Origin of the sequence: Nonomuraea antimicrobica, from assembly GCF_039536965.1 — a bacterium.
Taxonomy (GTDB): domain Bacteria; phylum Actinomycetota; class Actinomycetes; order Streptosporangiales; family Streptosporangiaceae; genus Nonomuraea; species Nonomuraea antimicrobica.
On the sequence record NZ_BAAAZP010000220.1, the window covers coordinates 1 to 11811 of the forward strand.

The window sequence follows — 11811 nt, forward strand, 5'->3', positions numbered from 1 at the left end:
AGCTATGCAAGGCGATCACCGTCCTGCAGAACTACGAGCTCACCCACGGATGAAAAGCCTCACTGTACAGGCTGGCCATTCGACCTCCTAAGAAACGCGAAGCGCGGTTCTGACAGGTCATGAAAGATAGCCTCTCGCTGCCTCATTGCGCTCTGGATTGTGGAGAAGTCTGGCCGATGAGAGCTGACTCGTTGGCACCTCCCGGGCGGTGAGATCGCCAAGTCATCTCGCCCGCCCTGGCTAGCGTCCCGCGTGTCAGTGGCCGAGGTTTGCTGGCGCCCGTCGCCCGCGCCTGGTACGAGTGCTGGCCGCGTCCGGCAGCCGCTCTCTACAAGCCGTCGACCGGGGCAGGTGAGGATCTGGTCCAAGCTGCTCTCGCGTGTGTTCAAGAGAAGCGCTCCCGCATCTCGGCGCAGCTGATCGCCGCCTGGGCGGCCGGTGCCACTGAACTGCTAACGACCGAGGTGCGCCCGCTGGCGCGTGAGGTTGGAGCAAGCGCGTGCCAGCGAGCCCCGATCCCGACGAAGACTCAGCCGTGGTCGTGCTCGATGAATATCAGAAGCGGCTCTCCGAATAGCTGGCTCATCACCTTCTCGCGGACTGCCGCGGTGGGCGCTCGGCTGGGAGATGGCGTACCGAGGGCCCGTCTCGGCAGTGAACAATAGTCAAGACCTGTGGATCATGAGTTCCTAGGCGGCTGTGGGGACGGGTGTTTCTTCGGGGCGTTCGACGAGCTTGCCGTCGATGAAGATGGCCCCGGCGCGGACGAGAGCGACCAGATGGGCGCCGTTGACCGCACGCCAGCGCCTCTGGGCGGACTCGATCAGTTTGAAGGCCATGGTCAGGCCGGCGGCGCGGGAGCCGGGTCCCTTGGTGACCTTGGTGCGGTGCCGGACGGTGGCGAAAGTGGACTCGATCGGGTTGGTGGTGCGCAGATGCCGCCAGTGCTCGGCCGGATAGTCGTAGAAGGCCAGCAGCTCGTCGACGTCGTCGGTGACCTTGGCGACGGCCTTGGGGAACTTCGCGCGGTAGGCGGTCTCGAAGGCGGCGACTGCGGCCAGCGCTTGGTCCTTGCTCTCGGCGTTCCAGATCTCGGCCAGCGCCTTCTTCGCGCCGGGGTGGGCCGACTTCGGGAGCGCCCCGAGCACGTTGGCGATTTTGTGAAACCAGCACCTTTGGGCTTTGGCCTGCGGAAATACCTCGGCCAGAGCCGACCAGAAGCCCAGCGCGCCGTCCCCGACCGCGAGCACCGGGGCGCGCATGCCGCGCCGGGCGCAATCGCGCAGCAGGTCCGCCCAGGACTCGGTCGATTCGCGGTAGCCGTCGGTGAGGGCGACGAGTTCCTTGCGGCCGTCGGCGCGCACGCCGATCATCACCAGCAGGCAGAGTTTGTGCTCTTCCAGCCGGATGTTGACGTGGATGCCGTCGGCCCACAGGTAGACGTAGTCGACGCCGGACAGGTCGCGTTCGGCGAAGGCGCGCTGCTCGGCCTTCCACTGCTCGGTGAGCTTGGTGATGACCGGCGCCGATAGCCCGTTGCTGGAGCCGAGGAACTGGCCCAGCGCCGGGACGAAGTCGCCGGTGGACAGGCCGTGCAGGTAGAGCAGCGGCAGTACCTCGGTGATGGCCGGGCTCTTGCGGCACCAGGGCGGCAGGATCGCCGAGGAGAAGCGGCGCCGTTCGCCGGTGGTCTCGTCGATGCGCTTGTCGTTGACGCGCGGGGCGTGCACCTCGATCGCGCCTGCGCTGGTCAGCACGGTGCGGGGCTGGTGGTGGCCGTTGCGGACGACCAGGCGGCGGCCGTGTTCGTCGCGTTCGTTGGCAAAGGCGGCGATATAGGCGTCGACCTCGGCCTTGAGCGCTTCGGCGAGCATGCGGCGGGCGCCCTCACGCACGAGTTCGTCGATCAGCGCTGGCGACGGGGAAGCAGAGGCCGCGGCGCGGTCGCCGTCGGCGGGGTCAGGGACTACGGTGAGCACGGGTGTGCCTTCCCGACCGACGTTGGCGCGTCGGTCATGCTTGTGGATCCACATGATCATCGGGAAGGTACACCCTTCCCGATGATCCACAGATCTCAAGCATTGCTCTCGGCAGTGGTCGCGTACCTCTGGGGTGGATGTTCTGAAACCGGCCGAACTCCGGTCTATGGGAGGCGTACGACCTAGTGGCTGAGAACTAGGTGGCACGGTTTCAGCCGGGCGCATACCTCTTGAACACGTACTTCCAGGACAAAAACCAGAACGCGGTTGCCTCCTGCGGCTTCCTGGACCGATTTGTCGGTGGCAAGCGGCACACTGTTGGCACGCAACTTGTCGGAGGCGCGTTAGAGGAACGGTATCGACCGACGTTCAGAAGTCGTGTCCCTCATAAGCGTTCAAGAGCCAGCCACGAGAACAGGGAGTGATCAAATGGATACAGACAAGCGCAAGGCTGTGGTGCTCCTAAGCGGCGGCCTCGACTCGACAACCGTCCTTGCGATCGCCAGCGAGGAAGGTTTTGAGACCTATGCTCTCAGCTTCCGCTACGGACAGCGTCACATCGAGGAGCTCGAGGCGGCCAAGAAGATTGCCGTTGAGCTCGGCGCCACCCAACACGTGATCGCAGACATCAACCTTGCAGTCTTTGGAGGGTCCGCACTTACCGATCACTCCGTCGACGTTCCACATCACGAGAGCGTTGACAATCTGGGCGCCGGAATTCCTGTCACGTACGTGCCGGCTCGTAACACGGTGTTTCTCTCTTTCGCGCTTGCCTGGGCCGAGACGCTTGCATCGTCTGACATCTTCATCGGGGTCAACGCACTCGACTATTCGGGTTACCCCGATTGCCGGCCGGAGTACATCGAGGCTTACGAGCGTATGGCCAACCTTGCGACGAAGGCCGGTGTTGAAGGTACACAGAAGCTGAAGATTCACACGCCGCTGATCAGTCTCACCAAGGGGCAGACGATTCAGCGCGGCCTAGCGCTGGGCGTCGACTACTCCCTGACCCACAGTTGCTACGACCCCATCGATGGGTGTGCTTGTGAGACTTGCGATTCTTGCCTTCTTCGTGGCAGAGGCTTCGCGGAGCTGGGTCAGGTCGATCCGTCCCTCTCTGCGACGGCTTGATCTGCGCATGTATCGGATCAAGGAGATCTTCTACACGCTGCAAGGCGAAGGCAGCCATACAGGACGGCCGTCTGTCTTTTGCCGGTTCACTAGCTGCAACCTGTGGACAGGAAGGGAGCAGGACCGGCACCGGGCGATCTGCAAGTTCTGCGATACGGATTTTGTCGGTACGGATGGGTCAGGAGGAGGACGATTTCAGACGGCTGCCGATCTTGCCGCAGCGGTCGCCAAGGTGTGGGTGGGCAAGTCTCACCCACGCAGCCGGCCCTACGTGGTCTGCACAGGCGGCGAGCCGCTCCTGCAACTTGACGCAGAAGCAGTTGATGCTCTGCATGCTCAGGGGTTCGAGGTGGCCATCGAAACCAACGGCACCTGCGCAGCTCCCGCGGGCATCGACTGGATCTGTGTGAGTCCTAAGGCCGGTACCGAGCTCGTCCTGACGTCGGGGCACGACTTGAAGCTGGTCTACCCGCAGGCTGGGGCGGAACCTGAGCTTTTCGAAGACCTTGACTTCGATCGTTTCCTGCTTCAGCCGATGGACGGCGAAGACCTTGTCGCCAACACCAAAGCGGCGATCGAATACTGCCTTGACCATCCGCAGTGGCAGCTGAGCATCCAGACCCACAAGCTCTTGGGGATCCGTTGATCGAGATCTTTCGTGAATTCACCTTCGAAGCGGCCCACCGGCTGCCGAACTTAGCTGAGAGTCACAAGTGCGCCAGGCTTCACGGACACAGCTACCGAGTGGAAGTACACATCCGCGGCAAGGTCGATCCTGCTACCGGCTGGCTGATGGACTTCGGCGACGTCAAGAAGGCATTCCAACCCCTACTCGATCAACTCGATCACTACTATCTCAACGAGATCGCAGGGCTCGAGAACCCCACCAGTGAAGTCCTCGCCCAGTGGATCTGGGACCGTCTGATCGGCTCATTGCCGCTATCGGCGATCCACGTTCGTGAGACATGCACTTCGGGATGCATCTACCGAGGGGAAAACTCGTGATCGCCGGGCAAGGAACGCCAGACAGCCGCGGCACAGCGCTGAAGGCAGTTGGGACTCACAGCCGAGAGCCGTTTCAGCACTGGCCATTATCGGTTACCCCTCTGCTCCGCAAGCTGCGATGCTTCGGGCTCTTCTGCAAACAGGTTCGCTTGCGGGGCTTGTTGAGGGACGAGCAGCGGGCTTCGGGTGGTGCATGGCGATGATGGCACCGCAGAAGGCGGGAGCACTCGAGGTTCGAGCTCTTCGGATCATCCAGACGGAGGACCATCCGCTCTACCTGTTCATGCTGCGTGCGAACCAGATCCTGGAGCTCGCCGACATCCCCCGGGTGAGTAGAGATGAGGCGGGGAAGCTGACCGGCTACCAGCGTCCCGAGGTGAAGGAGCACGTCCAAGGCATAGTCCAATACTTGAATGGCGACCTGCCGATCTTCCCAAACTCGATCATCGTGGCTTTGCCCTCAGGTGTGCGATTTAGGTCCACTCGCGGTGGCAACAGACATCCTGACGATGGCGTTTCAGATACTGGGAGGCTCCTGATTCCCCTCCCTGAGGAGGGCAAGCCCAAACCGGCCTCGATTGTCGACGGCCAGCAGCGTGCTTTGGCGCTTGCCCAGTCACGCCGGCGTGACTTCCCAGTTCCAATCACTGCCTTCATAGCTGACACAGTCAAGCTGCAACAGGAACAGTTCGTTAGGGTCAATCACACCAAACAGCTGCCGCGGGGACGGATTGCGGAGTTTCTTCCGGAGGTGAACAGTCCGTTTCGGCACGGCTGACACACTAGAAACGGGGAGGAAGGACTAGGAAACCCTGGCGGCATAGTGAGGGCGGGCGCCTGGGTTTTAGAAGTAACAGGGCGCGATGGCGAACGAGATCGAGAATGCAAGCATGGTGTCCACAACGCCTACCGGATTATCTTATCTTCACTTGTTGGAACGCACGTAGAGGGCGCACATGAAGTTCTACTTTCCGGATAGTCAGGATCAGATCAGCCCGACTTTCAACTTCGTTACTGAAGAACACTCTCCGTATCGCGTACGGCAGCGTGATGACAGATATGCGCACGAAATCCTTGAATCGTCGCCCTATTACGGCCTTCTTGTAAGTAAGGCAATCGTGGATGGTTCCGTGAAGGGGGCGGGAAAGTATTCGATGCCGCAGCGAGAGCGGCTGTATCGGCTAGGGGTTTCGAAGTATTTTAGACTTCCTGTCAACGTCGCGACGCTAGGCGACTGCGGCTCTTTCAACTATTTCGATGAGGAGCTTCCTCCCTATACGATCGAGGAAGTTCTAGAGTTTTATGAACGATGTGGCTTCCATGCAGGAATAAGCATCGATCACGTAATCTTCGGCTATGACCCAAGAGTCTCAGACGAGGAGGTTAATCCGACATGGAAAAAGCGCCGGGAAATCACCCTCCAGTATGCCGCCGACTTCTACGAGGCAGTGCAGTTCAGGGGAAACCAAATCGAGCCTGTCGGTGCAGCTCAGGGATGGAGTCCTGCGAGCTATGCCGATAGTGTTCAGCAGCTGCAACAGATCGGCTATAAGCGCATAGCACTTGGCGGCATGGTGCCGCTGAAGACGTCTGATATTCTCGCCTGTCTGAAGGAAATCGACCATATACGTCACCCTGCTACACAGCTACACCTGCTGGGGATCACACGGGTGCAGTCGATGGAAGAATTCGCTATCTATGGCGTCACCAGTTTCGACAGTACGTCGCCCTTCCGGCAGGCCTTCATGGATGACCGCAACAACTACTACGCAGAGAATGAAACGTATACCGCTATCCGTGTGCCACAAGTCGATGGAAACCCTGCACTCAAACGACGGATCATGGCAGGAGAGGTGTCGGGTGCTAAAGCCAAGGCTTTGGAGCGAGAGTGTCTGAAGTGCCTTCGAGCATATGACCAAGGCTCTGAAACTGTGGAGAGAGTGATAGAGATCCTCGAAGAGTATGAGCAATTGCTTGAACCGGGAAAGAAGAAGAGTAAGGCGTCAGCTTACCGGACCACTCTCGGAGCAAAGCCATGGAAATCATGTCAGTGTACAATCTGCGTGGCGCACGGCATCGAGATAGTCATCTTCCGCGGCTCTGAACGGAACAAGAGGCGCGGGTTCCATAACTTGTCAGTGTTCGCGGGCAGGATGCGCCGCATCGAATGTCCTGGGGGCAGGAGCACTAGTGGCTGACCAGCAGATTCTTCGTCTCCCGGCCTTGGAGGTCCGGCAAGGTTTGCGCCGTATATATTGCTTTGCTGTCGATGGTAAGAGACTACATGAGTTCGCCGCCGTCTCCCGTATACGTCGTGATGCGGCCGGCCACCTTCTGGGTTACCAGCGCCCCGAGTCCGCCAGCCATATAAGTGCGATCCAGCGCTATCTCGAGTCTGAGAATCCGATATTGCCGAACGCGCTGGTGCTCGCCTTCGACAAATATGTTCGCTTCGAGCCCGCAATCGCGAGCCACGAGGCCGGTTATTCAGTGCCTGGGGAACTAGTTGTCCCCATCAACGAGGCAAAGCGCCGATTGTGCTTCCACTTCGGCCGATATGAGAGCCGCCATTCGTGCTGGCGTACTGTGCGAAGCGATATGACAGTAGCGGTCGGCGCGAATGGCGGCCGCGATCTCGGGGTCCGCGAAGACTCCGCCCAGCACAACCTCAGCTGACTCAGCCCAGTTCATGTAGGCCTGCCATCCGCGGTCCGCGGGCAAGGTCACCTGCCCCCGCAGGTTCAGACAGTCCTGATCGAGCTTCTCGATGGTTCGGATCGCTTGCGGCAGATCGGTCGTCTTGAGTTCCATGGTCGAGTGTGCATCCCCCCCATAGCGTGGAGACCAAACCGGGAGAGGTTTGGTCGTGGCAGCAGACACGCGGCGGCGCTTTGATCCGGAGTTCCGGGCCGGGGCGCTGCGTATCGTGAAGGAGACTGGCAAGCCCGTGGCTCAGGTGGCGCGAGATCTGGGGATCAGCCCGTACACGCTGCACAATTGGGAGCAGATGGATTGGCTCGCTGAGCAGTACAACGGCGACGGCGACGGGAGCGGAACGCTGAAGGAGTCCGAGCAGGAGGAATTGGCCCGGCTGCGGCGGGACAAGGCTGAGCTGGCCAAGCATCACGCCCGCGAGAAGGCGGCCTGGGAAAAGGAACGCGCCGAGCTGGAAGACGAGCGTGATCTGCTCAAGCGTTCCGTGGTCTTGTGGGTCAAAGAGGCAATGGGCCGATAGACGTGGCGGCCTTCATCAGCTCCCAGAAGACCGAGCACAACATCGACCCAGGCGCTGGGCGTCTCGCAGTCCTGGTACTACAAGTGGAAGAACCGCATCGGCCAGGACGCGCCGACCGCCCGCCAGCGCCGGCGGGCAGACCTGGACGCGGAGATCACCTGCCTGTTCGAGGCGTCGGGCGGCACCTATGGCTCGCCTCGCATTACCCGTGACCTGCATGAGGCGGGCTGGCGGGTGTCGGAGAACACGGTCGCAGCAAGGATGGCTGAGCTCGGCCTGGTCGCCCGCAGACGGCCCAGGGCGCGCTCGCTGACCCGGCAGGGCAAGCGGCCGGCCGCTCCGGCTCTGGTCCGGCGGAAGTTCGCCGCGGTCGCTGCGGACGTGCTGTGGTGCGGTGATGTGACGCAGATCGACACCGACGAGGGCAAGCTGTATCTGGCCACGGTCGAGAACCTGTTCTCGCGCCGGTTGCTCGATTATGCCATGTCCGAGCATCACGATGCCGCGTTGACCTGCGCCTCGCTGCAGATGGCGGCGGCCAGTCGCGGCGGCGACGTGGACGGCGTGATCTTCCACTCGGACCGCGGCAAGGAATACGCCGCTGCCCGCTACCAGGAGCTATGCCGGCGCCTGGGCGTCATCCAGTCGATGGGCCGGGTGGGCTGCGCGCTCAACAACGCGGCCGCCGAGGCGTTCAACAGCACCCTCAAGGTCGAGTACGTGCACCGCCACCGGTTCCGCACCCGGGCCGAGGCCCGCCTGAAGATCGCGACCTGGATCGCCGACTTCTACAACACCACCCGGCGGCACAGCGCCAACGACGGCTTGGCGCCTATCACATTCGAACGTCACATCATCGAGAAGAGACACGCCTCTTCGGCCCTGTTGAGGACCGCTGTGGCATAGACCGTCTCCACGTTTGTGGGGGATTGACACGAGAGCCTGCCATGGGCCCATAGCTAGCGTCCCGTCCTACCGCGGGAGACGTGCTTTCAACGCTTCTGCAGGTCACAGCGGTCTGCCCCTGGATGTGTTCCTCACCGCACACGGCCGAGACGAGGGACACAGGCCTCGCAGTCTAAATCAGACCGCGAAGGACGTACGGCGCCGGTTGCGCGCCGCTCGCCGGATCTCGGCGAAGTCGGAATCGAATCCCCGACAACTCGACTTCTGGCTGGCTCGGTACAAGCAACTGTCACCGACCTCGGACTGGCAGGTGGGGGAACGACCGGATGGGCTGACCCGCCTTGCCATCCACGACGAACTACGGCAGTTCGACAACCAACTGGCAGAACTCGACAGGAACCTACCGTCGCAAACAAAGGCCGGCGAGCAGTTCCACATCCACCGCAGAAGAGCAGAGCTCTATGGACGGCTCGCATACCTCGCGGACGAGCGGATGGTGCGAAACTTGCGTCGGCAGGCTATCGAGAACTTTTGGGAAGCACGGACTGCGGCCAAGGAAGCCTTTCTGGATCATCGGCATGCGCGGCCGGTGCCCGGGGCGGAGTGAGCATGCGCGGCTATCGTCACGACCACGCCTTGATCATCGGCGACCTGCCTTGGGCGGTCCAGCGACAAGTCGACCTGCAGCCGGAGAGGTCCTAGTCGATGCGTGCCGCAGCCTTGGCTTTGAGGGGGTTCAGGTACGGCAGGCCCGCTTTCAGGCTTCCGGCGCGGACGGCGCGCTCGATCTCACTGGCTTCTGCTCCATCGCGGCAGATGAGGAAGCGATAGCCGAGGTGCTCGTGGATGTAGTCCCTGGTCAGCTGGTCCAGGCTGAGACGACCGTGGCCGATTTCGGCCTGTTGGTGCGGTGCCAGAACCGGAACGACGAACCGATCGCAGACGTAGACGCTGAACTGATCGCCCGACCGTCTTCCCGACGCGTGCGCCTTCAGCCGGGTCCACAGCCCCACCGCCGCCCGCGCCTGGCCGGGCGTGGCCACCAGTTGTTCCTGCTTCATCGCGCGCCCGCTCATGCCGGCGTACAGGAGTTCGTCCTCGCGCCACACGGTGTAAACCCCGGCCGCCAGCCGGGGTACCTGGTCGTTCGGCCACTCGGAGAACTTGTAGAGCGGCCCGTCCTGCAACTCGATCACCCGACTGAACCTACAACCATGCTACGGGCGACGGGTCTTGCGAAGCGGAGCTGTGCCGCGTTTGGGCTGCCGGCGGTCAGAGGGCAGCGTAGCGTGACGCTGTGACCTACCAGGACGCGTCGACCGGGTCAGGAGACAGAGGTGGAACTTTCCCTCACAGCGACAGGCAAGGTGGATCACCAGGTGCTTGACCACCTCGCGGGCGATCCGTGCACGGTCACGAAAACCTGACGAGATGCGGAAAGGTTGGGGACACGCCGATATCCATGCCATCCGCGGACCGGCGCCCCTTCTGCGACTACCTTGCCGGGCTGAGCCCCGCCTCCATTCTGGAGCGGGGGAAGCAGGTCGCCATCCTGGTCACGCGTTGGCAGCGTGGGCAGGGCCACGTGCTGGTGATCCCGGTCGCTCATCGCCCGACGGTCATGGACGTGGCCCCGGCGGAGGAGCAACAATTGATGGACGCCGTGCGGCGGGCGGCCCAAGCTATCACGGCCGCCTACGACCCCGGGGCATCGCCGTTTGGCAGAACAACGGGGTGCCCGCGCACCAGACCGTCCCCCATGTGCACTTCCATGTCGCCGGCACTCTGCCCGACGGTGGCACGCGGTCGGGGGAGGTCCCTCGTCTCGACCTCGATGAGACCGACGGGATCGCCAAGCGCCTCAGTCCTCATCTCTGAATGGGCCCGCCTGGCGATGACAATCCGTGGGTCCTGGTGTGGCGCCTTTCCCTACGTGCTCGCCGGCCATACCTCAACTCCCTATCTCGGTACCAGGGGAGAGCCGCCAGGACGGATCACAGAACGGCACGCTGGTGCTGCGCACCTCCCGCCAAGGCGAAGCCTGAGGATAGGCGCGGCTCATGTCGCCAATGGTGGATTGCCCCGGACATGGTCCGGTCACGTCCACCGACATGTCCTATTTTGTCGGGGCAGCCCACTAGCGTTTATACGTGGTTACTTCCCCCACCCCTCGACGTGGCTTTATCAAGATGATCGGCCAGCTGTCCCCTCGCTCTGTGCGAGGCAGCGCCCCTACGCATCGTCCTCTTCTGCTGCTGTGGCTACTCGGCCGCGTTGCCGTTGGCGCGCCGCGGCTAACCACCTGGCGGGAGACGCGCGCCGCGTTTGAGAAACTCGAGGCGGCCTACGGCAACGGTGCCACGGCCGATAGCGCCCAGTACCCGTTCTGGACCTTGCACGCCACGGATGCCCTCTGGGAGATCAAGGACGCGGACCGGATTGCCCCCCCGCCCGGGCGACGCCGGCCCACTATCAGCGTGCTTGACCAGGTCAATCCCGAAGCCGGCTTCACACCGGCGGTGTATGCGATGCTGAGTGGGGACCCTGGTCTGGTGGCGAACGCGGCTGCGACCCTGCTGGCCCGCTTCTTCAACCCCGTTCCGGTGGGGCTGGTTGCTGCCGTTGGCCTGGACGGTGTACTGCCAGCCGGCCGAGAGGCTGACCTGATCCTTCCGATCCCCGGATCCGTGGCGTTCCCTAAGCGCACTGCAATTCACGCAGAGCTAGGTGGCCAGTCTGCCGGCGGAATCGGCACCCTCGAGGATGGGCTGATGTGCGTCTTCTCCAACGCTAAGGGCCCCTACGACGACCGAACCATTCCTGGCACGGATTTGATTGAGTACCGCGGTCAAGGATTGAGCGGCGACCAAACTCTGAAAGGCGGAGGCAACGCACAACTGCTCGTCTGCCAGCAGGAGCAGAAGCCCATCAGGTACTGGCACCAGCCCGCCGGCGGCGAATGGGGATTTGACACGTGGACCGTTATCGTGGATCGGCGCCTGGTGTGGGGCAAGGGCGAGGACAAGCAGTGGCGGCACGAGTTCGCGTGGGTACTGGCCCCGGTGCCGTCTCCCTTCCGCGATCAATGGCCACAGTCAGTACTAGAACGGCTTGCTCAAGATGACCAGCAGACGCACGACGAAACCTTCGAGACAGAAGCGCCTACTGCGGTTACCAAACAAGATGCAGGCCGGCAGTATCGCAAGCTGTGTGCGTCAGTAGAGCGTAAGGAATCGCTCAACCACGGCAGAACGACCCGCACTGCTTCTGACCGTTACTTCCGCTCTGCGGATGCTCGCATTGCCGTGATGCTGCGTGCCCAGGGCATGTGCGAGAACCCAGACTGCGGTGGCCAACCGGCTGATGTCACTGACAGGGGTGATGCCATCCTCGAAGTCGACCACGTCGACGAACGGGCCGCCCAGGGCCGTGACCACCCGGCGAACATGATTGCATTGTGTCCGAACTGCCACGCGATCAAAACCCGAGGCAGTACTAGTGGCCCGTCACGCAACCTTGGCCGGGTAACTGGTCCAGCTTCGGATGGGTGAGGTG

General features: G+C 62.3%; 11 protein-coding genes and 3 pseudogenes. 11 read left to right on the forward strand and 3 right to left on the reverse strand.

Translation table 11 applies throughout. The annotated features are described in order from the left end of the window. Positions 1–689: 689 nt before the first annotated feature. A complete protein-coding gene (locus tag ABD844_RS47240; RefSeq protein WP_425568776.1) occupies positions 690–1979 on the reverse strand; it encodes an IS256 family transposase in 1290 nt (429 codons plus the stop codon). 429 nt (positions 1980–2408) lie between these two features. On the opposite strand from ABD844_RS47240, the gene queC reads away from it, so the two are divergent. From queC to ABD844_RS53505, 6 genes and pseudogenes are all read left to right on the forward strand, one after another. Continuing rightward, the gene (gene queC / locus ABD844_RS47245) at positions 2409–3110 is read left to right on the forward strand and encodes a 7-cyano-7-deazaguanine synthase QueC (RefSeq protein WP_344894643.1); all 702 of its coding nucleotides are present in this window, start codon (positions 2409–2411) and stop codon (positions 3108–3110) included. A gap of 7 nt (positions 3111–3117) precedes the next feature. Further along, positions 3118–3756, forward strand: coding sequence for a 7-carboxy-7-deazaguanine synthase (gene queE / locus ABD844_RS47250; protein WP_344894646.1), 639 nt, complete (start codon positions 3118–3120; stop codon positions 3754–3756). Further along, complete coding sequence (gene queD, locus ABD844_RS47255; protein WP_425568777.1) at positions 3753–4115, forward strand: 6-carboxytetrahydropterin synthase QueD; 363 nt, start codon at positions 3753–3755, stop codon at positions 4113–4115. The genes queE and queD overlap by 4 nt, the downstream gene beginning before the upstream one ends. Before the next feature lie 193 nt (positions 4116–4308). Then, the gene (locus ABD844_RS47260) at positions 4309–4893 is read left to right on the forward strand and encodes a DGQHR domain-containing protein (protein WP_344894649.1); all 585 of its coding nucleotides are present in this window, start codon (positions 4309–4311) and stop codon (positions 4891–4893) included. A gap of 178 nt (positions 4894–5071) precedes the next feature. Continuing rightward, positions 5072–6313, forward strand: a complete 1242-nt coding sequence (dpdA, locus tag ABD844_RS47265) for a tRNA-guanine transglycosylase DpdA (protein WP_344894652.1) — start codon at positions 5072–5074, stop codon at positions 6311–6313. Beyond that, a pseudogene (locus ABD844_RS53505) lies at positions 6306–6575 on the forward strand (DGQHR domain-containing protein); the annotation flags it as partial. The gene dpdA and the pseudogene ABD844_RS53505, both read left to right, overlap by 8 nt. A 42-nt stretch (positions 6576–6617) precedes the next feature. On the opposite strand, the gene ABD844_RS47270 reads toward ABD844_RS53505, so the two are convergent. After that, positions 6618–6926, reverse strand: coding sequence for a hypothetical protein (locus ABD844_RS47270; protein ID WP_344894655.1), 309 nt, complete (start codon positions 6924–6926; stop codon positions 6618–6620). 55 nt (positions 6927–6981) lie between these two features. On the opposite strand from ABD844_RS47270, the gene ABD844_RS47275 reads away from it, so the two are divergent. From ABD844_RS47275 to ABD844_RS47285, 3 genes and pseudogenes are all read left to right on the forward strand, one after another. Then, a complete protein-coding gene (locus ABD844_RS47275) occupies positions 6982–7350 on the forward strand; it encodes a transposase (RefSeq protein WP_344894658.1) in 369 nt (122 codons plus the stop codon). A gap of 51 nt (positions 7351–7401) precedes the next feature. Then, positions 7402–8256: pseudogene (locus ABD844_RS47280) on the forward strand (IS3 family transposase); the annotation flags it as partial. A 205-nt stretch (positions 8257–8461) separates the two neighbouring features. Beyond that, on the forward strand, positions 8462–8863 hold the full coding sequence (locus ABD844_RS47285) for a hypothetical protein (protein ID WP_344894661.1): 402 nt from the start codon (positions 8462–8464) through the stop codon (positions 8861–8863). A gap of 91 nt (positions 8864–8954) precedes the next feature. Here ABD844_RS47285 and ABD844_RS47290 read toward each other — a convergent pair whose 3' ends face one another. After that, on the reverse strand, positions 8955–9452 hold the full coding sequence (locus tag ABD844_RS47290) for a hypothetical protein (protein WP_344894664.1): 498 nt from the start codon (positions 9450–9452) through the stop codon (positions 8955–8957). A 266-nt stretch (positions 9453–9718) separates the two neighbouring features. On the opposite strand from ABD844_RS47290, the pseudogene ABD844_RS53510 reads away from it, so the two are divergent. After that, positions 9719–10134: pseudogene (locus ABD844_RS53510) on the forward strand (HIT family protein). 311 nt (positions 10135–10445) lie between these two features. Beyond that, positions 10446–11807, forward strand: coding sequence for an HNH endonuclease (locus ABD844_RS47295; RefSeq protein ID WP_344894667.1), 1362 nt, complete (start codon positions 10446–10448; stop codon positions 11805–11807). Positions 11808–11811 lie beyond the last annotated feature (4 nt).